Genomic DNA, 22909 nt, shown 5'->3' with positions numbered 1-22909 from the left:
AGAGACAACGCATGACCCTACGGATCTCCGGCAAGAACATGGACATCGGGGACGCCCTGCGCGCCCAGGTGCAGGAGCGGGTGGACGCCGCCGTCGCCAAGTACTTCGACGGCTCCGTCACCGGCCACGTGACCGTGGAGAAGGAGGGGACCGGGTTCCGCACGGAATGCGTCATCCATCTGCCGACCGGGGTGACCCTCGAATCGCAGGGCATGGCCCACGACGCCTACGCCGCCTTCGATCAGTCGGCGCATCGAATCGAGAAGCGGCTGCGCCGCCACAAGCGCCGCCTGCGGGACCACCAGTCGGACGCCAAGGGCAACAAGATCGCCCCCGTGGAGGCCGCCTACGCCATCCTGGAGGCGCCGGCCGAGGACGTCGAGGACGAGGTCGAGGACGCCGAGGAGGGCTACAGCCCCGTCGTCATCGCCGAATCGACGCGCGCGCTGCATCGCCGCTCCGTGGCCGAGGCCGTGCTGGAGCTCGACCTCTCGGGCGCGCCCTTCATGATCTTTCTCCACGCTGGCACCGGACGCATGAACGTCGTATACCGCCGGCACGACGGGGCGATCGGGTGGATCGATCCTCCGGAACCGGCGCGCTGAGGCGCGCCTCGCCAGAGCCGCGCCCCGAGAGGGACCGATCACGAGGAGCTGCGATCTCGGGGGACCCGTGTCACGCGCCGCGCGCCCGCGAGGAGCGTGGGCCACGGCTCCGAGGCTGATTGATCGTCATGGCGCTTGTCGAACTCCTATCCCCAGACGCGATCGCCCCCGCCCTGAAGGTCGGGGGCAAGAAGCAGGCTCTCCAGGAGCTCGCGAGCCACGCGGCCGGCCTCACCGGGCTCGACCAGCAGGCCATTTTCGAGACGCTGCTCCAGCGCGAGCGCCTCGGCTCCACGGGCGTCGGCGAGGGGATCGCCATCCCCCACGGCAAGCTCGCCAGGCTCGACCGGCTGTTCGGCTTCGTGGCGCGGCTGGAGAAGCCGATCGACTTCGACGCCATCGACGGCACGCCCGTCGACGTCCTGTTCCTGCTGCTCGCACCCGAGGGCGCGGGGGCGGACCATCTCAAGGCGCTCGCCCGGGTGGCCCGCGTGCTGCGCCGCCCCGGCGTGCTGGATCGCCTGCGCGCAGCGCACGACGCGGCCGCGATCTACGCCGTGCTGATCGAGAATTCCGAGCCCGCGGCGGCGTGACGCGGGCGGGGGACGCGCCTCGCGCGATCACTCCACGAGCAAGACGTTGATCGGCCCGAGCACGTCGCCACCGCAGCGCATCACCACGCGGATGTCGTCGTAGTCCTGGTCGGTCCAGGCGCCGATGTGCGGCGGGCGATCCTCCCAGCCGAAATACATGTACTCGCCGGGCAGGCAGACCTCGGTGTTCACTGCCGGCGTGCGGCCGCGCTGGGCGTTGCCCGGGATGATCGAGTCCGGGTGGCCGGGCTCGCATTCCTCGGCGGTGCGGCAGCGAATCGTCTCGATCAGGTCGCGGTACTGCGTGTTGTACTGCGCGACGCCCCCGCGTAACGTTGTGTCGGTGTAGTGGTCCCAGCGCTCGTTGTTCCGGCGCGCGGCGGCGCTCGTGCGCGCGTTGCGGATGTTGATGAGGTGATAGCTCAGCGCCTCGCCCGGCCCGCATTCGACGGTGAGCGTCTCCGGCTGGGCGGCGACGCCCGCGTCCGTGTTGTCGGCGATCTTCAGGAAGCCGTCCTCGCGCAGGCCGCTCTCGCTGTGGATCACGCCGAGGCGCTCGTCACGATCCTCGTTGTAGCAATAGACGCGCAGCTCGTTGTAGTCCGCCGCCTCGACGCTGAGGTTCGCCCGCTCGATCTCGAACGGCGTCGTGCGCTGCGTCGCCGCGGCGGTCGCCGTCACGCCGACGTCGACCCGCGGCATCAGGAAGGAGGCGAGCGTCATCGGCACCACGGCCGTGGCGTCGACCTGGACGCGGTGCGTCCCGACCAAGGCCGCGCTCGCGCTGGTGCCCAGCACGTCGACGCCGGTCTCCACGAGCACGGCGGTGAACACCGCCTGCGCGTCGTGGCGACGCCCCTGGAGGGATTCCGTCGCGAGACGCAGCGCCGTTGCGTCCGCGGCGCGCTGCAGGTCCGCCTTGACGCTCGTCGCGCGGGCGTAGTCGACCGCCGCCCCGGCGATCGCGATCAGCGGCACGATGGTCAGCGCGAAGGCGATGGCGGTGGCGCCGGAGCGGTCCGCGATGAGACGGTTGACGGGGTGCATGGATCGTCTCCACGATTCGATACGCATTTGTGGTGCATTCGAGCGAAATGCGTGCCATCGCACCGCGTGCCGGAACGGCACAGGCGTCGAGGGTTCGGTAAGGTCTCGCCGAAGGCGCCCCGGATTGCGTCCGCCGCGCCGAGCGTCTACAGCCGTCCCGACAGCCGGGACCCCGATCCATGACCGACGCGCAGACGCCCCCAATCACCCCCGCGCTCGTGGCCGAGCACGGCCTCGCGCCGGACGAGTACGCGCGCTTCGTCGCGCTGATCGGGCGCGAGCCGACGCTCACCGAGCTCGGCATCGTCTCGGCGATGTGGAACGAGCACTGCTCCTACAAGTCCTCGCGCAAGCACCTGCGCGGTCTCCCCACGAGCGCGCCGTGGGTGATCCAGGGCCCGGGCGAGAACGCCGGCGTCATCGACATCGGCGACGGGCTCGCCTGCGTCTTCAAGATGGAGAGCCACAACCACCCGAGCTTCATCGAGCCCTACCAGGGTGCGGCGACGGGGGTGGGCGGCATCCTGCGCGACGTCTTCACCATGGGAGCGCGGCCGATCGCGGCCTTGAACGCCCTGCGCTTCGGCTCGCCCGACCACCCCAAGACCCGCCATCTGGTCTCCGGCGTCGTCGCCGGCATCGGCGGCTACGGCAATTCCTTCGGCGTGCCGACGGTGGCGGGGTCGGTGGGCTTCCACACGGCCTACGACGGCAACATCCTCGTCAACGCCATGGCGGTGGGGCTGGCGCGCACCGACGGGATCTTCACGGCCAAGGCCACGGGCGTGGGCAACCCGATCGTCTATCTCGGCTCGAAGACCGGCCGCGACGGCATCCACGGCGCCACGATGGCCTCCGCGTCCTTCGACGACAGCGCCGAGGAGAAGCGCCCGACGGTGCAGGTGGGCGATCCCTTCGCCGAGAAGCTGCTGCTCGAGGCCTGCCTCGAGCTGATGGCCACGGGCGCCGTCGTCGCGATCCAGGACATGGGCGCGGCCGGGCTCACCTCCTCGGCGGTGGAGATGGGCGCCAAGGGCGACCTCGGCATCGAGCTCGACCTCGACGCCGTGCCCTGCCGCGAGGAGGGCATGACCGCCTACGAGATGATGCTCTCGGAGAGCCAGGAGCGCATGCTCATGGTGCTCGAGCCCGGCAAGCGCGAGATGGCGGAGGCGATCTTCCGCAAGTGGGGTCTCGACTTCGCCGTCATCGGCAAGACCACCGACACGCTGCGCTTCGTCGTCAAGCACCAGGGCCGCATCGAGGCGGACCTGCCGATCAAGGAACTCGGCGACGAGGCGCCGGTCTACGACCGCCCCTGGACGCCGTCACCCGAGCGCCCCGTGATCGACCCCGCCGAGGTCTCCGCGCCGATCCCCGACGACGAGGCCCTCCTCGCGCTCGTCGGCTCGCCGGACCTGTGCTCCAAGCGCTGGGTCTGGGAGCAGTACGACCACCTGATCGGCTCGAGCACCGTGCAGCCGCCCGGCGGCGACGCCGCCATCGTGCGGGTGCTGGAGGGACCCAAGGGCCTCGCGCTCACCACCGACGTCACGCCGCGCTATTGCGAAGCCGACCCCGTCGAGGGCGGCAAGCAGGCGGTGGCGGAGGCCTACCGCAACATCTGCGCCGTGGGCGGCCTGCCGCTCGCGATCACCGACAACCTCAATTTCGGCAACCCGCAGCGGCCGCACTACATGGGCCAGCTCGTCGGCTGCATCCGCGGGCTCGGCGAGGCCTGCGCCGCGCTCGACTTCCCCGTCGTCTCCGGCAACGTCTCGCTCTACAACGAGACCAACGAGCGCGGCATCCTCCCCACGCCCACCATCGGCGGCGTCGGCGTGCTGGAGGATTGCGCCGTCCACGCCACGATCCCGTTCCGGCGCGAAGGCGACGCGGTCGTCCTGCTCGGGCGGACACAGGGCTGGCTCGGCGCCTCGCTCTGGCTCGCCCTCCTCTGCGGCCGCGAGGAGGGCGCGCCGCCACCGGTCGACCTCGCCGCCGAGCGGCGCGCCGGCGAGCTGGTGCGCACGCTGATCGCCGAGAGCGTCCTCGACACGGTGCACGACCTCTCCGACGGCGGCCTCGCCGTCGCGCTCGCCGAATGCTGCATCGGCCGCGGGATCGGGGCGCGGATCGACGTGCTGCCGGAGGGTGCCGCGGGTCCCCTGCCGAGCCACGCCGCGCTGTTCGGCGAGGACCAGGGCCGCTATCTCCTGGCCGTCCCGGCGGATCGGCTCGACACCCTCCTCGCCCGCGCGCGGGCGGCCGGCGTGGCCGCCACGCGGCTGGGGGAGACCGGCGGGGACGCGTTGATTCTGCCCGGCTCTCGGGCCATATCTGTCGTGTCCTTGAAGGACGCACACGAATCCTGGCTGCCCGCCTACATGGCGGGCGAGCCGGCCTGAGGGGAGGCGACCCGATGCCGATGGACGCGCGCGAGATCGAGCGCATGATCAAGGAGGCGATCCCCGACGCCAATGTCGAGATCCGGGATCTCGCCGGCGACGGCGATCACTACGCCGCCACCGTCACCTCGGCCTCCTTCAAGGGCAAGAGCCGGGTCCAGCAGCACCAGATGGTCTATTCCGCCCTCCAGGGCCGGATGGGCGGCGTGCTGCACGCACTCGCGCTCACCACCATTCCCGCCGAGACCTGAGGAGGGTCTCGCACATCGAGGTCCGGCGCCTTGAACGCCGGAGCAAGGAGACGACCATGGCCGACGCGCACCAGACGATCGATGCGGAAGTGAAGTCGAACGACGTCGTGCTCTTCATGAAGGGCACGCCGCAGTTCCCGATGTGCGGGTTCTCGGGCCAGGTGGTCCAGATCCTCAACTACCTCGGCGTGCCCTACAAGGGCGTCAACGTGCTCGACGACGAGGGCGTCCGCCAGGGCATCAAGGACTATTCCAACTGGCCGACGATCCCGCAGCTCTACGTCAAGGGCGAGTTCGTCGGCGGCTGCGACATCACCCGCGAGATGTTCCAGTCCGGCGAGCTGCAGCAGTTCTTCACCGAGAAGGGCGTGCCGGTGAAGCAGGGCGCCTGACGCCGCCTCCCCGCAGGGGAGGACGACGGCCGCAGGCCGGAGGGTGGGGACGGCGGCGATAGCGCTCGCCGACACATCCGAACGGCCCCACCGCCCGCGCTTCGCGCGGACTCCTCCCCTCCGGGGAGGATACGGCGGAGGCGAACGGGAGGTACGATGGGGGAGGCGAAGCGCAAGGCGAAGCTCGGCGTCGCGGCCTCGCCCTGCCGCGGCTGCACCTATTGCTGCACGCTTCCCGAGATCCTCGCCCTCGACAAGCCGATGTACCGTCCCTGCGGGTACATCGCCGCGCAGGCCTCCGGCGCGCCCGGCTGCGGCCTCTTCGGCGCGCCGGAGCGGCCCGGGACCTGCCGGGCCTACGAGTGCGCCTACCTCACCGCCCAGCGAACGAGCCATCCGGACCGCCGGCGCATCCCCCACCCGCTCGACGCCGGCGCCTATTTCCACAAGGACCCGCTCGAGAACGCGCTCGTCGTCTTCGTCGACCCGGACCGGCCGCTCGCCTGGAAGAGCTCGGCGCTCGTCGAGATCTTCCGCTCGGCGTCGGTCGCCGGCATGCCGCTCGTGATCTTCGATCGCGGCCGGCGCATGACGATCCGCACGCCGCGGCACTACGAGGAGATCCTGCGCCGCGACATGGTCGCCTTCGCGGACGCGCAGGGCATGCCGCGCGAGATCGCGAGCTTCGAGGCGGAGCGTGCCCCTCAGCCGAGCGCGACGTCCTCGGGCTCCGCGATCCCGTAGAGCGCGACGGCCGTGGCGATGGCGAGATTGAGGCTGTCGGCGCGGCCGCGCATGGGGATGCGCACGAGGTCGGTGCAGGCGTTCGCGATCGCCTCCGTCACCCCCGCCTGCTCGTTGCCCATGACGAGCAGGATCGGGTGGCGCAGGTCCGCGCGGCGATAGTGCTGCGAGGCGGGCAGCGCGGTGCCGACCACGCTGCCGGGCCAGCGCGCGGCGAGCGCCAGGAAGTCCGCCTCGCTCCCCTCGAACAAAGGCACGGCGAAGATCGAGCCCATCGAGGCCCGCACGGCCTCCACCGAGGCCGGATCGCAGGTCTCCCCCACCAGCAGCACGCCCCCGGCGCCGACCGCGTCCGCGGTGCGCACGATCGTGCCGAGATTGCCGGGGTCGCGCACCCGGTCGAGCGCCACGAAGACCCGCGCGGCGGCGGGATCGATCGCGTCGAAGCCGCGGCGGGTCCAGCGGAAGGCGGCCACCACGCTCTGGGGATTGTCCTTGCGCGCGATTTTGGCGAGGACCGCGTCGTCCACCTCGAGGCACTCGCCGCCGGCGTCGAGGCAGGCATGGCGCAGGCGGCGCACGACGTCGCGCTCGCGGCCCTCGCGATGGTAGACGAGGATCTCGGGCGCCCGTCCGTTGTCGAGGGCTTCGAGCGCCGTGCGCGCGCCCTCGGCCAGGAACAGCCCGCTCTCGCGGCGCCCCTTGCGGTCGTGGAGCGCGCGCAGCTCCTTCACGGTCGCGTTGGAGAGGCTCGTGACCTCGCGCACCCGCGGATGCTCGGTCATCCACCTGCCTCCGGCGTCCAGCGCGCGAAGAGCGAGGTGGAGAGGTGGCGTTCGTTCGCCTGGTCGCGGGTCACGAGCTCGCCGGACGAGATGGAGCCGCCGCGCGCGCCGAAGGCGTCGCGCATCAGCTCGTGCAGCGTCATGAACGAGAGCCGCACGGCGTAGGCGGTCAGCGTGACGAAGCTCGGCTGGTCGGACAAGAGCTGCCGGGACAGGTCCATCAGCGGCGGCAGGTGCTCGAACAGATGCCAGACCTCCCCGTTCGGCCCGCGGCCGTAGCGCGGCGGGTCGAGCAGGATGGCGTCGTAGGTGTTGCCGCGGCGGATCTCGCGCTGGGCGAACTTCACCGCGTCGTCGAGGATCCAGCGCACGCCCTTGTCGTCGAGGCCCGAGGCCGCCTGGTTCTCCTTGGCCCAGGCGATCGCCTTCTTGGAGGCGTCGACATGGGTGACCCGGGCGCCGGCGCGCGCGCAGACGAGGCTCGCGACGCCGGTATAGCCGAACAGGTTGAGCACCGAGACCGGCCGCCGCTCGGCCCGGATGCGCGCCTCCATCCAGTCCCAGTGCACGATCTGCTCGGGAAAGATGCCGACGTGCCGGAACGAGGTGGCGCGGCACAGGATCTCGAGGTCTCGCACCGGCACCGGCCAGTCGCCGAGCCGCCCGCGGGCGAACCGCCAGGCGCCCTGCTCCGCCTCCTCGGCCGCGTCGAAGATCGCGTCCGCCTTCGCCCAGAGGTCCCGGTTGCCCTTGGCCCAGATCGCCTGCGGCTCCGGCCGGTCCATGACGACGTCGCCGAAGCGCTCGAGCTTGCGCCCTTCGCCCGTGTCGAGCAGGCGATAGCCGTCCCAGCCGTCGGTGATGAGGAGATCCGCGTGGCGCATGGCCGCGGGGTTTAGCAGGGGGGAGCGAGGCGGGCAATGCGGCGGGCGGCACCGCGACCGCTTCCTTCCCGCAGGGGAGGACGACGGCCGAAGGCCGGAGGGTGGGGCGGGCGGCGGGCCGGCTCGAGAGGACATCTCAGCGGCCCCGCCGCCCGCGCTTCGCGGACTCCTCCCCTCCGGGGAGGACCCGGGCGCGATGCGTGGCGCGGACGGCGCTGCGATGCTATATCGTCACGCATGGCGCACGATCACCCCCGAGATCACCCTCACGATCACGACCACGCTCACGACGACTCCACTTCCTGCGCGCACGCACACGCCCGCGCGGCCGCCCTCCCGGAGGCACGCGCGGCGGCGGAGGCGGCGTGCGCCGAGCGCGGCGTGCGGCTCACGCCGATCCGCCGGGCGGTGCTCGAGGCGCTGCTCGAGAGCCACGCGCCGATGGGCGCCTACGAGATCCTGGACGCGCTCAACGCGAAGGGCGCGCAGGACGGCCCCGGCGAGAGCAAGGCCGGGCGCGGGCTCGCGCCGATCGCGGTCTACCGCGCCCTCGACTTCCTGATCGAGCAGGGCTTCGCCCACAAGCTCGAGAGCCGCAACGCCTTCACCGCCTGCCCGCACGCCCATGCCCCGCACGAGCTCGTCGCCTTCCTGATCTGCGAGACCTGCGGCGGCGTCGACGAGCTCGCGCCCGCGCCCCTGGCGAAGGCGGTGGGGCAGATGCTGGCGCAGGAGCGCTTCGCCCCGCGCCGGCAGGTGCTCGAGATCACCGGCGCCTGCGCGCATTGCCGCGACTGAGCCGCGGAACGGGCGCTCCCGCTCCGCCGTTCGCTCCCCGTCGGGGACGGGGAGCCATGAGACGTAGACGCACGCTGTTTCGCCCGGTCCGCTCCCGGCTCGCCACCCTCTGGGACGCCGTGCAGTCGAGCCTCTGGTTCATCCCGGGGCTGATGTCGCTCGCCGCGGCGGCGCTCGCCGTCTGGCTGCTGCGGCTCGCGCTGCCGGAGGGCGACGCGTGGGGCTGGCTCGAGGCGCCTGCGGCCGCCCCCTCCGACTTCGTCGCGACGCTCCTGTCCTCGATGATCACGATGGCGACCCTCGCCATCTCGATCACCATGGTCGTGCTCACGCTGGCCGCGAACCAGCTCGGCTTCCGCCTGATCCGAAACTTCATCGGCGACCGGCGCACGCAGGTGGGCCTCGGCCTGTTCCTCGCCACCATCGTCTACCTTCTCGTGGTGCTGCGCGGCCTGCCGCCGGACGCGGCGGCGCGCCAGGCCGCGGTGGCGGTGACCGGGGCGACGGTGCTCGTCCTCGCCTCGGTGGCGATGCTGCTGTTCTACGTGCACCACCTCGCCCGCTCGATCGTGGCGGACACCCTGGTCCACCGCGTCGGCGACCAGCTCGACGCCATGATCGAGCACTTCCTGCCGGACCTGCGCCCCGAGCAGCGCCAGCACCCGCGCTCCATCGCGACGCATGCCGACGCCGTGCCGCTGTACGGGCGCGAGAGCGGCTACATCCAGGCGATCGACTACGGGCTCCTCGTGCGCGCGGCCTGCGAGGGGAACTGCGTCGTCGAGCTCGCCTACCGGCCGGGCCACCACATCCTCGCGGGCGGCGTGCACGCCCGGGTGACGCCGCCGGAGGCACTGACGCCGGCGCTCGAGGACGCCTTCGGCGAGGCCGTCGTCGTCGGCCCGGAGCGCACGCCCGTGCAGGACCTCGAGTTCGCCTTCCGCCAGCTCGTCGAGATCGGCCTGCGCGCGCTCTCGCCGAGCCTGAACGACGCCTTCACCGGCATCGCCGTGATCAACCGGCTCGGGCGCTCGATCGCGACGGTGCTGCGCCGCCCCTCGGCGGAGCGAGGCTTCCCCGACCAGGACGGCATCGTGCGGGTGATCTCTCCCGTCTCGACCTTCCAGGGGCTCGTGGACGTCGCCTTCCACCAGATCCGGCGCTCCGCCGCCGAGCAGCCCGCTGTGCTCATGCACCTGCTCGAGACCCTCGCCCAGCTCGCCGAGATCGCCCGCGACCCCGAGCGCAAGGCGGTCATCGCCGAGCACGTCGACCTCGCGGCCGAGGCCGGTCGTCGCGTCATCGCCGAGCCGCGCGACCTCGCCGCGCTCGAGGCGCGCCGCGACGCCGCCGTGGCCTCGCTGACGCGCGACGAGCCCGTATCGCACAAGGACGGCCTGCGCTGAGCTTGCGGCCCCGCTCGCGCGCGCCCATCTGAAGTGCGTCGCACCCCATCCATGAAGGCCCGCCATGCTCGACGCGAAGAAGCTCCTCGACCAGGTCCTCGGTTCCGCCCGCGCCGGCGATCTCTCCGGACTCGAGGCGCAGGCGCGCCGGATGCTCGGGCAAGGCGGCGGCGATGCGCGTGGTGGCGCAGGCGGAGGAAGCGGGGACCTGCTCAAGGGCGGCCTCGCGGGCGGCGTCGTCGGGCTGCTGCTGGGCAGCAAGAACGCGCGCAAGTTCGCCGGCAAGACCGCCGGGACGGCGCTCAAGATCGGCGGCGTCGCCGCGGTCGCGGGGCTCGCCTACGCCGCCTGGCGCAAGAGCCAGGCGGCGGCGGGGACGCCGGTCGCGGAGCCCGCCGGCCACGGCACCACGCACCTGATGCCCGCCGGCGGCGTCGCGCTGCTCCCGCCGCCCGCCGACAGCGGCTTCGCGCCCGCGAACGCGCCCGGCGGCGAGGAGGCGCTCGCCCGGGCGATCATCGTCGCCATGATCCAGGGCGCGAAGGCCGACGGCCACATCGATGCGCAGGAGCAGACGCGCGTCTTCGCGCATATCGAGCAGCTCGGCCTCGACGCGGAGGCGAAGGCCTTCGTGATGGACGAGCTCGCCGCCCCCCTCGACATCGACAAGGTCGTGCGCGCCGCGCGCACGCCGGAGATGGCGGCGGAGCTCTACGCCGCCTCGCTGCTGGCGATGGTGCCGGACCATCCCGCCGAGCGGGCCTATCTCGACATGCTCGCCGCGCGGCTCGAGCTCGACCGCGGGCTGACCGGCGAGATCGAGCGGGCGGTGATGGAGGCGACCTGATCGGGCGGGCTCACGCGGGCGGCTCGACGAGCCGGGCGACGATCCGGCGCACGAGCGGCGCGAAGGTCAGCACCCCGGGAAAGGCGACCGCCCAGGCGAACAGCCAGCCGGTAATCCACTTGAACAGGATGTCGTCGAAGCCGACCGCGCGCACGGTCGCGATCCCCGAGACGACGAAGGACATGATCCCCGACAGGAACAGCGCGAAGAGGATCGGGGCGAAACGGGGCGGGAGCTTGCGCACGGGCGGATCCGTCGGCGAGAGGCCGCGTGTCCTCGGGCACTTGCGCCGGGCGACGCGGGGCGGCAAGAGAAGGCGTGCGGGCGCTTCGCTCATAGCCCGGGTCGCGCGCACGGCCAAGCCCGCCGGCGGCCGCGGCGCCCGCATCCGGCACCGCTCTGCCCCCGCGCACAGCGCAAGAGGCATTTCGTGACGCCCACCCTCCTCTATCTCGTCACCCCGATCGTCGAGGACCCCGCCGCCTTCGCGCCCACCTTGCGCGCGGCGACGCGGGACGGCGCCGCCGCGGCGGTGCTGCTGCGCCTGCCCCTTCGGGAGGAGCGGCTCCTGATCAACCACGTCAAGGCCCTCTCGCCGATCGCGCAGGAGGCGGGCGCGGCGCTCGTCGTGTCCGTCGAGGGGCGCGGCGGCGCGGCGGAGGCGATCGATATCGGCCGCGTCGCGACCCGCGGCGGCGCCGACGGTGTCCACGCCCGCGACCTCGCCGAGGCGCGGCTGCTGCGCGAGCGGCTGGAGAGCGACCGGATCGTCGGTGTCGGCGGGCTCAAGACGCGCCACGACGCGATGACCGCGGGCGAGATCGGCGTCGACTACGTGCTCTTCGGCGAGCCGCGGCCCGACGGCTCGCTGCCGGGGCTCGAGACCGTGCACGAGCGTGCCGCGTGGTGGGCGGAGATCTTCGAGACGCCCTGCGTCGCCTTCGCCCCGAGCCTCGACGCCGTGGCGGCGCTCGCGGAGACGGGAGCGGAGTTCGTCGCCCTCGGCGAGGCGGCCTTCGCCGATCCCGCGGGTCCCGCCGACGCGCTGGCGCGGGCACGCGCGACGCTCGACGCCGCCGACGCGGAGCGGGCGCGGCGCGCCACGGAGGACGGCTCGTGACGCGCGGGCTCCCGCTCCTCGCGCTTCGCCTGGCGCTCGGCCTCGCGCTCCTCGCGGCGCCGGCGGGCGCGCAGGTGCCGGAGGCGCCCGCGGCGGATGCGGCGCCCCCGGTCGAGCCCTCCGTCGTGACGGCGCCGGCGGCGCGCGAGCCCGTCGAGACGAACGGCTTTCGCGACACGACGCTGGCCGCCCCGCCGCCAGTCGGCGCCGATGCGGACCCGGACGCCGACCTCGCCTACGGCGCCTTCCAGCGCGGCTACTATCTCACCGCCTTCCACCGCGCGACCCAGCGGCTCGAGCGGGTTCCCGACGACCCCGCCGCGATGACGCTGCTCGGCGAACTCTACGCCCAAGGGCTCGGAGTGCCGCAGGACGTCGCGCGCGCCGCCGACTGGTACCGCCTCGCCGCCCGCGAGGGCGACCCGAACGCGCTGTTCGCGCTCGCCATGATCGCCATCGAGGGCGAGGGCGCACCCGCCGACCCGCGGGAGGGCCGCGCCCTCCTGGAGCGCGCCGCCGAGGCGGGCCATCCCCGCGCCGCCTACAACCTCGCCCTCCTCCTGCTCGGCTCGGAGGCGGAGGCGGACCTCGCCCGCGCGGCGGAGCTGATGCGGCTCGCCGCCGAGGCGGACGTCGCGCCCGCGCAGCATGCGCTCGGCGTTCTCTACGCCGAGGGACGCGGCGTCGAGGAGGACCCGATCGCGGCGGCCGCGTGGTTCTCGCGCGCCGCCCGCAACGGCGACGTCGCCGGCATGGTCGAGTACGCCATCGCGCTCTTCAACGGCGCCGGCCTCGCGCCGAACGAGGCGGAGGCGGCGCGCTGGTTCCGCGAGGCGGCGTTCCGCGGCAATGCGGTCGCCCAGAACCGTCTCGCGCGCCTCCACGTGGAGGGGCGCGGCGTGGCGCAGGACCCCGTCGAGGCGGCCGCCTGGCATCTCGCCGCCGCCTCGCAGGGGCTCGAGGACGCCTGGCTCGACGAGGCCCTCGCGCGGCTGAGCCCCGAGGAGCGGGCCGACGCGCTCGCGCTGGCGGAGAGCCGCCTCGCGCGACCCTGACGACCCCACGCGCCGCAGGCCCGATGCGTCGAGGTGAGGCAATTATCAATTGCACGGCGTCGGCTCGTTCGCAATTCGCCGCGATCGATTAACCGCGTGTTTACCTTGACGGGGAAAAGTCGAGGCGTCGGCGCATGCCCGCAACCGTCCGTCAACTTCCGGCGGCCGCGGGCGGCGTCGGGGCAGGTGCGTCGGGGCGGCGCCGAGCCCGGCCGCGCACCCCTCGCACGGCGCCACCGACGACACGTCCCGCGGCCATCCGGCCGGCCAACAGGACCGAGAGCGCGGCGATGCGGCAGAACGTTTCACAGTCCGCCCCCTGGGGCCTCGACGGTCTCGATCCCGAGGTGCGCGATGCGGCCCGCGAGGCGGCCCGACGCGCCGGGATGAGCGTCGACGAATGGCTCTCGGTCGCCATCGCCGATCGCGCGACGCGCACCCACCAGGAGGCGCCGGTGCGTCGGCGCGCCGGCCAGCCGGCTCGGGAGCCGCATCACGGCGGCGGCTGGGACGAGCTCGACGGCGTCGCCTCCCGTCTCGGCAAGATCAGCCGCGGCGAGGGAAGCGGCGCCGCCGCTCCCCAGGCGCGGGCCCAAGCCTCGACCCGCAACATCGACCAGGTCATCGCCTCCCTCACCGCCGAGCAGGATCGCCGCGCCCGCGAGAGCGCGGCGAAGACCGCCGAGGCGCTCGATTCCGTGGCACGCTGGATCGAGCGCGCCGAGGACCGCATGTCGGAGACGACGCGCTCCGTCGCCGAGCGCCAGGACCGCACCGCGACCGTGCTCGGCGAGGCGCTCGGCCTGATGACCCGGCGCCTCGACGACATCGACCGGCGCGTCGCGGAGGGTCACCAGCCCTCGATGAAGGCGGCGCTCGACGCCGTCGCCAAGGTCGAGACGCATCTCGCCACCCTCGAGACCCGCCGCCGCGAGGAGACGAGCGCGGCGCGCGATCGCGACGCCGCCCGCGAGACGGCGATCGACGAGAAGATCGAGCGTGCCCTGCGCGGCTTCGAGGAGCGCATCGCCACCATTTCCGAGCGGATCGCCGAGACCGCGGCGCCCGAGCGCGGGCGCGGCCGCCGCGGCCTGTCCGTGCGCGACGAGCTCAAGGAGGCGGTCGCCGAGATCCGCTCGCGCCAGCAGGCGCTGGAGGATCCCGAGGGCGCCGCGGCCGGGCCCCCCGCGGCGCTCGCCGCCCGCTTCGCCCCGCGCGCCGAGCCCGCGCCGCGCGACGGCCGCTCGCACGCCGAGATCCTGGAGGGGCTGCGCGCCGACATCTCGAAGCTCGCCGGGCAGCTCGACAGCGTGCGCCCGCGCGACGAGGAGACCGCACCGGCCGTCGAGGGCGTGCGCCGGGAGCTGGCGCAGCTGCGCGAGACGGTGTCGGGCCTCGCCACCCGCGGCGAGGTCGGCGCGCTCGAGGACATCCTGCGCACGCTCTCGCGCGAGACCGCGCAGGCGATGATCCAGGCGAAGCTCGGCACTTCCGGCCCGGACGCGACCGCGATGGGCGCGACGCTCTCGCGCCTTGAGGGCGAGGTACGCCGGCTCTCCGAAGAGGTCCAGCGCAACGCCCCCCACGGCCTCGTGCAGGCGGTCGAGACGATCTCCCACAAGGTCGACCTCATCGCGGACGCGGGGCTCGACCCGCAGACCGTGCAGGCGCTGACCGGCGAGGTCGCGGACCTGCGCGGGCTCCTCGGCGAGATCGCCGAGCCGAGCCGCGTCGGCGACCTCGCCGAGCGGGTCGCGGAGCTGTCGCGCCAGGTCGAGCGCATCGGGCACGGGCAGGTCGACCCGCTCGAGTTCGCCGGCATGCGCGCGGCGGTCGAGGACATCCGCGAGCATCTCACCGCGCCGCGGCCGGAGACGGACGCCGCCGCTCTCGGGGCGCTCGGGTCGCGCATCGACACGCTCGGCGAGAAGCTCGAGGCGGTCACGGGCCTGCTCTCGCGGGCCGATACCGGCGCGCTCGCGCGCCAGATCGAGGGGCTCGCGGCCTCCGCCGCGACGCTCGAGGCCGGCGGCGCCCCCGCAGCGGTCGTCGATCTCGGCCCGCTCGCGAGCCAGATCGAGGCGCTGGGCGCCCGGCTCGACGCCCTCTCCGCGCAGCCCGCACAGGTCGACGTCTCGCCGGTGGCGCAGCAGATCGAGCTGCTGGAGAAGCGGCTCGGTGCCCGCCAGGAGGCGCTCGCGCCGGCGGCGCTCGTGGCGCGTCTCGACGTCATGGCCGAGAAGCTCGACGCCCTGCGCGAGGCGCCGCGTCCCGAGCCGTCGCTCGACCTCGACGGGCTGATGCGCCGGCTCGACCGGATCGACGAGCGGCTGTCCGCACCGGGCGACGACGAGCGGCTCAAGCCCCTCGAGGCCATGCTCGCCGGCCTCGCCGCGAAGCTCGAGGAACCCCAGCGCGAGGGCTCCGACGGGCTCGAGGCCCTGGAGCGGCACATCACGCAGATCGCCGCGCGGCTCGAGCGCGAGCGCGATCCCGACCCGGCGCTCGCCGCGCTCGAGCGCTCGATGGGCGACCTGATGGCCCAGGTCGCCGGTCTCGAGGAGGGCCTGCGCGAGGGCGTGCCCGTCCCGGCCAAGGACGACGCCTTCGCCGACCTCTCCCGCACGATCGAGAGCCTCAAGGTCTCCCAGGTGGAAGCCGATCGGCGCAGCCGCGACACGCTGAGCGCCGTGCACGGCACCCTCGAGGCCCTCGTCGGGCGCCTCGCCTCGCTCGAGGCCGGCACCGCGCGCGACAAGGACGTGCGCCGCCAGAAGCCGACGGAGGCTCCCGCCGCACGCAAGCCGTCCGGCGAGGGCAAGCCGATCTCGGAAAAGCCGGCCCTCGACAAGCCGTCCCTCGACAAGCCCGGCATCGACAAGCCGAGCGCCCCCGCCGCCGAGGCGTCGGGCCCCGCGCGCGACGAGCCCGCGATGCCCCGCGGCTTCGACATCTCGGCCTTCCGCGCCTCCGCCCCCCGGACGCCGGAGGCGGAGCCGCAGGCGCCGGTGCTCGACACCGCTGCCGCCGCGCTCCTCTCCGAGGCGGACGCGCCTGCCGCCGCGTCGTTCGTCGACGAGATCCTGCTCGAGCCGGGCTCCGGCCGGCCCCAGCCCGGCAAGAGCCGCAGGACCGCGGCGCCGGCGCCCGCCGCGAGCGAGGAGCCCGACGCCGGCGACATCAAGGCGAGCTTCATCGCCGCCGCCCGCCGCGCCGCGCAGTCGGCCGCCGCGGAAGCGGCCGCGGCGCGCAGCGAGCCCGCGGAGATCGACGCGGACGGCGCCTCGCCAGCGAGCCTCGCCGGGCGCATGAAGCGCGTGCTCGCGCGCCGCCGCAAGCCGCTGCTGCTCGGCCTCGCGGCGATCGTGCTCGCCATCGGCGCGCTCCAGGTCTCGTCCATGCTCCAGCGCGGCGGCGACGGGCCGATCGCGAGCGTCGCGCCGCCGGCGCAGATCGCGACGGAGGCACCCGCCCCGATCGGCGCGCCGGCGATCACCATCGCGCCCGAGGCCGAGGCGCCGGCGGTCCCCGCCGCGGGCCCGACGACGACGCAGACGATTCCCCCCGCGGACGCGGCGCGGGTGCCGAGCTTCATGGGCCTGCCGGCGGCGCCGCTCTCGAACGGCATCCCCGCGGGCGACCTCGTCATCCCCGCACCCACGTCCGCGGACGCCGCGCGGGAGATCATGCTGCCGCCGCGCCGCGACGAGGCGACCGCCTTCGCCGCGCGCATCGTCCCCTCGACGGGGACCGGTGCCGCCGCGGCGCCGATCCCGACCGGCCCGGTCTCGCCCCTCGTCGCGGGCCTCGTCATCCCCGACGCCGTCGCCTCCACGCGCCTGCGCGAGGCCGCCCGTGCCGGCGACGAGGCCGCCGTGTTCGAGCTCGCCGCGCGCCTCTCCGACGGGCGCGACGCGCCGCGCGACCCGGCGCTGGCCGCCAGGCTGTTCGAGCGCCTCGCCGAGCAGGGCGTGGTGCCGGCGCAGTACCGGATCGGCCAGATCTACGACAAGGGCGTGGGCGTCGCGCGCGATCCCGCCGCGGCGGAGATGTGGTACCGCCGGGCGGCGGAGAGCGGCAACGTCACCGCCATGCACAACCTCGCCGTCCTCCTCGCCGAGGGCGCCGTGGCGGGCGCGCCGGACTATACCGGTGCGATCGGCTGGTTCCGCAGGGCGGCCGAGCACGGCGTGCGCGACAGCCAATACAACCTGGCCGTCCTCCTCGCCCGCGGGCTCGGCGCGCCGCAGGATCTGCCCGCCTCCTACACCTGGTTCGCCATCGCCGCCGCGCAGGGCGACACCGACGCCTCCGCCCGCCAGGAGGAGCTCGCGCAGCGCCTGGACGAGCCGGCCCGCCTCGTGGCCCAGTCCGCGGCGGACGCCTGGCGCCCGGAAACCCCCGATGCGCGTGCGAACGAGGTTGCCTTGCCGGCGCACGGGTGGAACGATCGCTCGGCCGGCCTGCCGGTGCGTCATTTCGCGGCCTGATCGATCGCGGTCGGCCGCGACGGCGGCCATCAGGCCGTCACGGGCGCGGGGCAGGAAGGGAGCGCGGCCGCCCGGCCGCGGCCGTTCGTAGCGCGTCATCGTCGGGGCCACGGCCCCGGCCCGAGGAATCGTTGCCGTGTCCATCTACCTGCCCGTCGCCGAGCTCACGGTGAGCCTCTTCATGATCCTGGGGCTCGGCGCCGCGGTGGGCTTCATCTCGGGCCTGTTCGGCATCGGCGGCGGCTTCCTGATGACGCCGCTCCTGATCTTCCTCGGCATCCCGCCCGCCGTGGCGGTCGCGACCCAGACGGCGCAGATCGTCGCCTCCTCGACCACGAGCGGCCTCGCGGCGCTGCGCCGGCGCGCGCTCGACCTCAAGCTCGGCGGCGTCCTCGTGGTGGGCGGCCTCGTCGGCACCGCGCTCGGCGTCTGGCTCTTCGCGGCGGCGCGGCGCGCGGGCCAGCTCGACCTGCTGATCGTCGTCTCCTACGTGACGCTGTTCACGGTGGTCGGCTCGCTGATGCTGCGCGAGAGCGTCCGGGAGTTCCTGCAGTCGCGCAAGGGCAAGCCGCGCCCGCGCCGGCGCGCGGGCGAGCACCCGGCCTATCTCGGCCTGCCGCTGCGCATGCGCTTCCACCGCTCGAAGCTCTACGCGAGCGTGATCCCGCTGTGGGGGATCGCGATGTTCATCGGCTTCGCCGGCGCGATGCTCGGCATCGGCGGCGGCTTCATCCTGGTGCCGGCGCTGCTCTACCTCTTCCGCGTACCGACGAACATCGTCGTGGGCACCTCGCAGTTCCAGATCCTGTGCACGACGCTCGCCGCGCTCGTGCTGCACGCGGTCGCGAACCAGGCCGTCGACCTCGTGCTGGCGCTGATGCTGATCGTGGGCGGCGTGTTCGGCGCACAGTTCGGGGCGCGGGCGAGCGCGCACCTGCGCGCGGACGTGTTCCGCTTCCTGCTCGCGCTGCTCATTCTCGGCGTCGGCCTGCGCTTCGCCGTGGAGCTCGTTCTCCCGCCCGAGGAGCCGTTCTCCCTCTCCATCACGCAGATCGGCGGCGGGGAGTGAGGACCATGCGCACCGCCCGGCCCTCCCCCATCGGACTCCTCGCGCTCCTCGCCTGCCTCCTCGCGGCCGGCGCCGTGCGCGCGGAATCGATCGTCACCTCGCTGTCGAGCCATCAGGTGGCGATCACCTCGAACTACGCCGGCTCGCAGGTCGTCCTGTTCGGCGCCATCCGCCGCGATGCGCAGACGATCTCGCGCACGGGGCCCTACGAGGCCGCCGTGGTCGTGCGCGGCCCGCCGCAGACCGTGACCGTGCGCCTGCGCGAGGAGATGGGCGTCGTGTGGATCAACGGCGAGCAGCAGAAGTTCGCGAACGTGCCCGCGTTCTACGCCGCCCTCACCTCCGCGCCGCTCGACGAGATCGCCGCGCCGGCCCTGCGCGACCGCCTCGCGATCGGCCTCGACGGGCTCGTGCGGCACGTCGGCGACACGGTCGAGCGCGACGGGCGCGAGGCACTCTTCCGCGAATCGCTGGTGCGGCTGAAGCGCGACGCGGGCCTCTACGTCGCGGCGGAGCGCGGCGTCGCCTTCGTGACGCCCGAGATCTTCCGCGCCGCGATCGTGCTGCCCGCGGACGCGCCGCCGGGCAACTACGAGGTCGACGTGATGCTGTTCTCCGGCGGCGCGATGCTCGCCCGGGACCGGACGGACTTCGAGCTCGTGAAGATCGGCTTCGAGCAGCGGATCGCCGCGCTCGCCGAGGAGCAGTCGCTCCTCTACGGCCTGGGCACGGCGGGGACGGCGGTCTTCCTCGGGTGGCTGGCGAGCGTGGTGTTCCGGCGCGACTGAGCGCGGGCGTTACGTGCATCGAGGCTGCCGCAACGCGTCCGTGCCACGTTCCGGCGTTGTTTCCCGCCGCCCACGCCCGCCGCGCGCCCGCGCCGGAGGCCCTCCGGACACCGGCACCACGCTCGACGGCGATTGCGTCGAAGCCCTCGCGCGGCCGATCGCGCGCCGCTGAGCTTGCAAGCGTGGCGCTCGGCGCTATGTCTGCGAGGCCGGGCCGCCGTCCGGTCCTTCCCCGAAGCCGCCCGACCCGCTTCTCCCGCCGCGAGCCGCCAGCGCATGAAAGCCGACGCCTCCATCCCGCCCGTGCCCCTGGTCCTGGGGCTCACGGGGCTGATTCCCTTCTATGTGCCGGCCCTGGCACTCCTCGCCGGTCTCGACCTCGGCCGCGACGCGGCGTTCCTCGCTCTGGCGCTCGCGGCCTACGGCGCGCTCATCCTCTCCTTCCTGGGCGGGATCCGCTGGGGCGTCGCGGTCTCGATGGAGGAGCAGGACGCGGCGCGGCGCGGCTACGTCATCTCCGTCGTCCCCTCGCTCCTCGCCTTCGCCGCGCTCGCGCTGCCGCCGGAGGCGCGGCTGTGGACCCTGTGCGCCCTGCATGTCGCGCTCGGCCTCCTCGACTACGGGCTCGTCTGCCGCGAGGAGGCGCCGGAATGGTTCGGGCGCCTGCGCCTCGTCCTCTCCGGCGGCGCGGCGCTGGCCCTGGCGCTCGGCGCGCTCGCGCTGTGAGGTGACGGCACGCGACGACGTGCCCGGGAACGCACGCGCCCGCTCGCGCATCCCCTCGGGACCCTCATCGTCACGAAGGAGCGCAGCATGCGACCCGCCACCCTGCCCCGCCCGCTCGCCGCCCTCGCGGCCGCGGCCTGCCTGTCCGCCCTCCCCGCGCTGGCACAACAGACCAGCCCGCCGGCGGCCGGCCCCGTCACCGGTGATCCCGTCGAGACGCTCGACGGCCGCCTGCTGCCTCTGCCCGGGCCGGAGGACCGTCAGTTCGCGGTCGGGACGCTGGAGGGCGCCCCGGTCGCGCTCGGCGACGACAGCCGCGTCGGCACGGTGCGCGACGTGGTCGTCGGGCTGGAGGAGCAGCGGAGCTTCGTGGTGGAGTACGGCGACCGGCTCGGCGGACGCACCGTGCTGCTGCCGATCTCCGAGACGGTGATCCGCGACGGGCGCCTGATCGCCGCCTACACGTTGAACCAGCTGCGCGCCCTGCCGACGCTGAACGACTACGAGGCGGCGAACCTCTCGCCGATCGCATCCGACGAGACGCTGCGCCTGCGCCGCTCCGACCTCGATTTCCCCGATGTCGAGGCCACCGGCTCGCGCGCCTACGATCCGATGTCCGACTGAGACCTGAGATACGCGACGATGTCACGCGCCGTCTCGACGTCCACGCCGAGGTCCGGCATCGCGCTTCCCGGGGCGATCTCCTGGGGGGCGACGATCCAGCGGATGGCGTTGTCGGGCGTGTTCGGCAGCGAGCCCGCCACGTAGCGGCGCGCGGCGAAGCCCTCGAGGGTCGGCCCGACACGCTGGTCCCCGCCCACGACGCCCGGCGCGACGTGGCAGGTGACACAGCCGTGGAGCCGCAGCGCGAGGCGCCCGCGCTCCGGATCGGCGCCGACGAGCGCCGGCGGGACCTCGACGAAGCGGGTGTCCTCGTCCCGGCAGCCGGCGAGCGCCAGGGACGCGACCGCCGCGAGGGCGAGCGCGTGCGGCCACCTCATGTGCCCCCTCCCCGCTCCGCCTGCGCCGACGGCTCCGGCGCGGGCCCGCTCGCCTCCACCATCGCCGCATAGGCGGCGGGCGAGAGCGCCGGCAGCGTCTCGACGAAGGCGGTGACGGCCCACATCTCCTCCTCCGTGAGCTTGAAGCGGAAGGACGGCATGCCGGCCATGGCGATGCCGTTGTCGATCACCCACCAGATCTCCGCCGGCGACCGTTCCCGCGCGGTCTGGACGAGCGGCGGCGGCGTCGGGTTCATGCCGGTGGCGAACGGGGCCGGCGCGACGCCGGGCGCGCCGTGGCACTGCGCGCACCAGCCGCGATAGAGCGATAGGCCCTCCTCGACGCGCGATCCGTCGTCGAAGGCGTCGGGAGGCGTCACCGCGCTCGCGCTGCGCGCGACCGCCCGCCGCACGAGGACCTCGACCGCGGCGTAGACGACGCGCGAGTGCTGCGTGGTCGCCCCGATCGGGTAGAGGCCCGAGTAGAGGAAGGCGACCGCGCCGAGCGTGCCGACGAGCGCCGCGACGAGGATGCCCAGGAGCGCGTTCCTCATGCGCCCTCTCCCTGCGCATAGAGATACGCCGCGATCGCCGCCGCGGTCCGCGGGGGCACGCCCAGGTCGGGCATCGCCGTGCCGGGGTCGAGCGCATCCGGGTCGGCGATCCAGGCGGCGAGGTTCGGCAGCGTGTTGGGCAGCCTGCCGGCGATGTAGGACTGGCGCGCCACGTGCGTCAGCGGCGGCCCGACGCGCCCGTCGGCCCGGCCGATCCCGGGGATCGCGTGGCACGACCCGCAGCCGTAGAGCCGGATCGCGGCCCGGCCCTCGCGTACCGCGTCCGTGTCGAGATCCGGCGCGCGCGCGTCCTCGCACGCCGCGAGGAGCGGCGCGAGGAGCGCGAGGGGGACGAGCCGGCGGCGGAGCATGGTGGCGGAACGCGTGAGGCGCCGCTCGGGTCCCCTCTCGGCGCGGGCGGCAGACCGCAGGGCGGGCTCGATCCGCATCCGCGCCGTGCGCACGCACCTCGCCCCTTCGCCGCGGACCGGGCTAAGCTGCGGGCATTCGACGGACGGATCGCGGAGGGTCGGGGATGGCGAAGGAGACGACGACGGTGGGCCTCGCAGGGCTCGGCGGCGTGGGCGCGCAGGTGGCTCGGGCGCTGATGTCCGGCATTCCCGGGCTCGCGCTCGGCGCCGTCTCGGTGCGCGACGCGGCGCGGGCGCGGGCGATGCTCGCGGGGTTCGACGGCCCGATCGTCGCCCCGGAGGCGCTCGGCGAGACCTGCGACGTCGTCGTCGAGGGCCTGCCGCCGGCGCTGTTCCGGACGGTGGCTGAGCCGGCGCTGGCGCGCGGGCGGCTGTTCGTGCCGCTCTCGGTCGGCCAGCTCCTCGCCCATTGGGATCTCGTGGAGCGCGCGCGGGAGACCGGCGCGCGCATCCTCGTGCCGACGGGCGCGCTCATCGGCCTCGACGCCGTGCGCGCCGCCCGCGAGGGGACGATCGAGAGCGTCTCGATGGTCACCCGCAAGCCCCCCGCGGGGCTCGCGGGCGCGCCCCACGTGGTGGCGAAGGGCATCGCGCTGGAGGGCCTCGTCGAGCCGCTGCTCCTGTTCTCGGGGAGCGTGCGCGAGGGCGTGCCGGGCTTCCCAGCGAACCTCAACGTCGCCGCCGCGCTCAGCCTCGCCGGCATCGGCCCGGACCGCACCCGGCTCGAGGTCTGGGCGGATCCCGGCGTGACGCGCAACACGCACACGATCACGGTCGAGGCGGACTGCGCCCGCTTCACCATGGCGATCGAGAACGTGCCGAGCGAGACGAACCCCCGCACGGGCCGGATCACCGCGCTTTCGGCGATCGCGGCCTTGCGGCGGCTCGTCGACCCGCTGGTCGTCGGTACCTGAG

Annotated in this window: 24 protein-coding genes; 17 read left to right on the top strand and 7 right to left on the bottom strand. The window is 74.0% G+C overall.

Annotation, left to right across the window (positions count from 1 at the left end):
• Positions 1-11: 11 nt before the first annotated feature.
• Positions 12-605: a ribosome hibernation-promoting factor, HPF/YfiA family gene (gene hpf, locus G407_RS0122295; protein ID WP_029032588.1), complete on the top strand. Its 594-nt coding sequence runs from the start codon at positions 12-14 to the stop codon at positions 603-605.
• Between the two features lie 128 nt (positions 606-733).
• Positions 734-1198, top strand: a complete 465-nt coding sequence (gene ptsN, locus G407_RS0122290) for a PTS IIA-like nitrogen regulatory protein PtsN (protein WP_029032587.1) — start codon at positions 734-736, stop codon at positions 1196-1198.
• A gap of 27 nt (positions 1199-1225) precedes the next feature.
• On the opposite strand, the gene G407_RS0122285 is transcribed toward ptsN, so the two are convergent.
• Complete coding sequence (locus G407_RS0122285; RefSeq protein ID WP_029032586.1) at positions 1226-2245, bottom strand: TadE/TadG family type IV pilus assembly protein; 1020 nt, start codon at positions 2243-2245, stop codon at positions 1226-1228.
• Between the two features lie 179 nt (positions 2246-2424).
• Here G407_RS0122285 and purL point away from each other — a divergent pair, with 179 nt between their 5' ends.
• The 4 genes from purL to G407_RS29420 all read left to right on the top strand — a co-directional run bounded on the left by purL (position 2425) and on the right by G407_RS29420 (position 6040).
• Positions 2425-4653 carry a phosphoribosylformylglycinamidine synthase subunit PurL gene (gene purL / locus G407_RS0122280; protein WP_029032585.1) on the top strand — a complete coding sequence of 743 codons (2229 nt, stop codon included), beginning with the start codon at positions 2425-2427 and terminating at the stop codon, positions 4651-4653.
• 14 nt (positions 4654-4667) lie between these two features.
• Positions 4668-4904, top strand: coding sequence for a BolA family protein (locus G407_RS0122275; RefSeq protein WP_029032584.1), 237 nt, complete (start codon positions 4668-4670; stop codon positions 4902-4904).
• Positions 4905-4960: 56 nt separating this feature from the next.
• On the top strand, positions 4961-5296 hold the full coding sequence (gene grxD / locus G407_RS0122270; RefSeq protein WP_029032583.1) for a Grx4 family monothiol glutaredoxin: 336 nt from the start codon (positions 4961-4963) through the stop codon (positions 5294-5296).
• Positions 5297-5452: 156 nt separating this feature from the next.
• A complete protein-coding gene (locus tag G407_RS29420; RefSeq protein ID WP_043540354.1) occupies positions 5453-6040 on the top strand; it encodes a hypothetical protein in 588 nt (195 codons plus the stop codon).
• Here G407_RS29420 and G407_RS0122260 read toward each other — a convergent pair.
• Both G407_RS0122260 and G407_RS0122255 read right to left on the bottom strand, forming a co-directional pair.
• Positions 6001-6825: a TrmH family RNA methyltransferase gene (locus G407_RS0122260; protein WP_029032582.1), complete on the bottom strand. Its 825-nt coding sequence runs from the start codon at positions 6823-6825 to the stop codon at positions 6001-6003. The two genes, G407_RS29420 and G407_RS0122260, sit on opposite strands and share 40 nt — an antisense overlap.
• Entirely contained in the window at positions 6822-7709 is an 888-nt protein-coding gene (locus G407_RS0122255; RefSeq protein WP_052341751.1) for an RsmD family RNA methyltransferase, read from the bottom strand. The genes G407_RS0122260 and G407_RS0122255 overlap by 4 nt, the downstream gene beginning before the upstream one ends.
• Positions 7710-8090: 381 nt before the next feature.
• Between G407_RS0122255 and G407_RS29415 the strand changes: the two genes are divergently transcribed.
• From G407_RS29415 to G407_RS0122240, 3 genes are all read left to right on the top strand, one after another.
• Complete coding sequence (locus tag G407_RS29415) at positions 8091-8507, top strand: Fur family transcriptional regulator (protein WP_052341750.1); 417 nt, start codon at positions 8091-8093, stop codon at positions 8505-8507.
• Positions 8508-8563: 56 nt separating this feature from the next.
• Positions 8564-9913 carry a DUF2254 domain-containing protein gene (locus G407_RS29410; RefSeq protein ID WP_084327733.1) on the top strand — a complete coding sequence of 450 codons (1350 nt, stop codon included), beginning with the start codon at positions 8564-8566 and terminating at the stop codon, positions 9911-9913.
• A gap of 64 nt (positions 9914-9977) precedes the next feature.
• Complete coding sequence (locus G407_RS0122240) at positions 9978-10760, top strand: tellurite resistance TerB family protein (RefSeq protein ID WP_029032580.1); 783 nt, start codon at positions 9978-9980, stop codon at positions 10758-10760.
• A gap of 10 nt (positions 10761-10770) precedes the next feature.
• On the opposite strand, the gene G407_RS0122235 is transcribed toward G407_RS0122240, so the two are convergent.
• Entirely contained in the window at positions 10771-11004 is a 234-nt protein-coding gene (locus tag G407_RS0122235; protein WP_029032579.1) for a DUF2798 domain-containing protein, read from the bottom strand.
• A 186-nt stretch (positions 11005-11190) separates the two neighbouring features.
• Between G407_RS0122235 and G407_RS0122230 the strand changes: the two genes are divergently transcribed.
• The 7 genes from G407_RS0122230 (at position 11191) to G407_RS0122200 (ending at position 20632) form a co-directional block, all read left to right on the top strand.
• Positions 11191-11880 carry a thiamine phosphate synthase gene (locus tag G407_RS0122230; protein ID WP_029032578.1) on the top strand — a complete coding sequence of 230 codons (690 nt, stop codon included), beginning with the start codon at positions 11191-11193 and terminating at the stop codon, positions 11878-11880.
• The gene (locus G407_RS0122225; RefSeq protein WP_043540353.1) at positions 11877-12935 is read left to right on the top strand and encodes a tetratricopeptide repeat protein; all 1059 of its coding nucleotides are present in this window, start codon (positions 11877-11879) and stop codon (positions 12933-12935) included. The genes G407_RS0122230 and G407_RS0122225 overlap by 4 nt, the downstream gene beginning before the upstream one ends.
• Positions 12936-13225: 290 nt before the next feature.
• Positions 13226-17425 (top strand): SEL1-like repeat protein, encoded by a 4200-nt coding sequence (locus tag G407_RS0122220; protein WP_029032576.1) that lies wholly within the window; start codon positions 13226-13228, stop codon positions 17423-17425.
• A 136-nt stretch (positions 17426-17561) separates the two neighbouring features.
• Positions 17562-18494 carry a sulfite exporter TauE/SafE family protein gene (locus G407_RS0122215; RefSeq protein ID WP_029032575.1) on the top strand — a complete coding sequence of 311 codons (933 nt, stop codon included), beginning with the start codon at positions 17562-17564 and terminating at the stop codon, positions 18492-18494.
• Positions 18495-18499: 5 nt separating this feature from the next.
• Positions 18500-19282, top strand: coding sequence for a TIGR02186 family protein (locus tag G407_RS0122210; protein ID WP_029032574.1), 783 nt, complete (start codon positions 18500-18502; stop codon positions 19280-19282).
• Positions 19283-19558: 276 nt separating this feature from the next.
• Complete coding sequence (locus G407_RS0122205) at positions 19559-20008, top strand: DUF3429 domain-containing protein (RefSeq protein WP_029032573.1); 450 nt, start codon at positions 19559-19561, stop codon at positions 20006-20008.
• 87 nt (positions 20009-20095) lie between these two features.
• Complete coding sequence (locus G407_RS0122200) at positions 20096-20632, top strand: PRC-barrel domain-containing protein (protein ID WP_029032572.1); 537 nt, start codon at positions 20096-20098, stop codon at positions 20630-20632.
• On the opposite strand, the gene G407_RS0122195 is transcribed toward G407_RS0122200, so the two are convergent.
• The 3 genes from G407_RS0122195 to G407_RS0122185 are packed head-to-tail and all read right to left on the bottom strand — an operon-like array spanning position 20611 to position 21934.
• The gene (locus G407_RS0122195; RefSeq protein ID WP_029032571.1) at positions 20611-21009 is read right to left on the bottom strand and encodes a c-type cytochrome; all 399 of its coding nucleotides are present in this window, start codon (positions 21007-21009) and stop codon (positions 20611-20613) included. The two genes, G407_RS0122200 and G407_RS0122195, sit on opposite strands and share 22 nt — an antisense overlap.
• Positions 21006-21563, bottom strand: coding sequence for a c-type cytochrome (locus tag G407_RS29405; RefSeq protein ID WP_052341748.1), 558 nt, complete (start codon positions 21561-21563; stop codon positions 21006-21008). The genes G407_RS0122195 and G407_RS29405 overlap by 4 nt, the downstream gene beginning before the upstream one ends.
• Positions 21560-21934: a c-type cytochrome gene (locus G407_RS0122185; RefSeq protein ID WP_029032570.1), complete on the bottom strand. Its 375-nt coding sequence runs from the start codon at positions 21932-21934 to the stop codon at positions 21560-21562. Before G407_RS0122185 ends, G407_RS29405 begins: the two co-directional genes overlap by 4 nt.
• A 164-nt stretch (positions 21935-22098) precedes the next feature.
• Between G407_RS0122185 and G407_RS0122180 the strand changes: the two genes are divergently transcribed.
• Complete coding sequence (locus tag G407_RS0122180) at positions 22099-22908, top strand: aspartate dehydrogenase (RefSeq protein WP_029032569.1); 810 nt, start codon at positions 22099-22101, stop codon at positions 22906-22908.
• Position 22909: the final 1 nt, after the last annotated feature.

The sequence above is a fragment of the Salinarimonas rosea DSM 21201 genome, from assembly GCF_000429045.1.
Classification (GTDB): Bacteria; Pseudomonadota; Alphaproteobacteria; order Rhizobiales; family Beijerinckiaceae; genus Salinarimonas; species Salinarimonas rosea.
Note: the sequence above shows the minus strand (reverse complement) of the source record. Positions and strands in the feature narration are given on the sequence as shown.

What these genes read in the sequence shown, in the direction of transcription:
- G407_RS0122255 (WP_052341751.1), bottom strand. Translation starts at nt 7,709, where the DNA reads ATGCGCCACGCGGATCTCCTCATCACCGACGGCTGGGACGGCTATCGC.
- G407_RS0122185 (WP_029032570.1), bottom strand. Translation starts at nt 21,934, where the DNA reads ATGCTCCGCCGCCGGCTCGTCCCCCTCGCGCTCCTCGCGCCGCTCCTC.
- G407_RS0122285 (WP_029032586.1), bottom strand. Translation starts at nt 2,245, where the DNA reads ATGCACCCCGTCAACCGTCTCATCGCGGACCGCTCCGGCGCCACCGCC.
- G407_RS29420 (WP_043540354.1), top strand. Translation starts at nt 5,453, where the DNA reads ATGGGGGAGGCGAAGCGCAAGGCGAAGCTCGGCGTCGCGGCCTCGCCC.
- purL (WP_029032585.1), top strand. Translation starts at nt 2,425, where the DNA reads ATGACCGACGCGCAGACGCCCCCAATCACCCCCGCGCTCGTGGCCGAG.
- G407_RS0122240 (WP_029032580.1), top strand. Translation starts at nt 9,978, where the DNA reads ATGCTCGACGCGAAGAAGCTCCTCGACCAGGTCCTCGGTTCCGCCCGC.
- G407_RS29410 (WP_084327733.1), top strand. Translation starts at nt 8,564, where the DNA reads ATGAGACGTAGACGCACGCTGTTTCGCCCGGTCCGCTCCCGGCTCGCC.
- G407_RS0122180 (WP_029032569.1), top strand. Translation starts at nt 22,099, where the DNA reads ATGGCGAAGGAGACGACGACGGTGGGCCTCGCAGGGCTCGGCGGCGTG.
- G407_RS0122260 (WP_029032582.1), bottom strand. Translation starts at nt 6,825, where the DNA reads ATGACCGAGCATCCGCGGGTGCGCGAGGTCACGAGCCTCTCCAACGCG.
- ptsN (WP_029032587.1), top strand. Translation starts at nt 734, where the DNA reads ATGGCGCTTGTCGAACTCCTATCCCCAGACGCGATCGCCCCCGCCCTG.
- grxD (WP_029032583.1), top strand. Translation starts at nt 4,961, where the DNA reads ATGGCCGACGCGCACCAGACGATCGATGCGGAAGTGAAGTCGAACGAC.
- G407_RS0122220 (WP_029032576.1), top strand. Translation starts at nt 13,226, where the DNA reads ATGCGGCAGAACGTTTCACAGTCCGCCCCCTGGGGCCTCGACGGTCTC.
- G407_RS0122275 (WP_029032584.1), top strand. Translation starts at nt 4,668, where the DNA reads ATGCCGATGGACGCGCGCGAGATCGAGCGCATGATCAAGGAGGCGATC.
- G407_RS0122205 (WP_029032573.1), top strand. Translation starts at nt 19,559, where the DNA reads ATGAAAGCCGACGCCTCCATCCCGCCCGTGCCCCTGGTCCTGGGGCTC.
- G407_RS0122210 (WP_029032574.1), top strand. Translation starts at nt 18,500, where the DNA reads ATGCGCACCGCCCGGCCCTCCCCCATCGGACTCCTCGCGCTCCTCGCC.
- G407_RS29405 (WP_052341748.1), bottom strand. Translation starts at nt 21,563, where the DNA reads ATGAGGAACGCGCTCCTGGGCATCCTCGTCGCGGCGCTCGTCGGCACG.
- hpf (WP_029032588.1), top strand. Translation starts at nt 12, where the DNA reads ATGACCCTACGGATCTCCGGCAAGAACATGGACATCGGGGACGCCCTG.
- G407_RS0122200 (WP_029032572.1), top strand. Translation starts at nt 20,096, where the DNA reads ATGCGACCCGCCACCCTGCCCCGCCCGCTCGCCGCCCTCGCGGCCGCG.
- G407_RS0122195 (WP_029032571.1), bottom strand. Translation starts at nt 21,009, where the DNA reads ATGAGGTGGCCGCACGCGCTCGCCCTCGCGGCGGTCGCGTCCCTGGCG.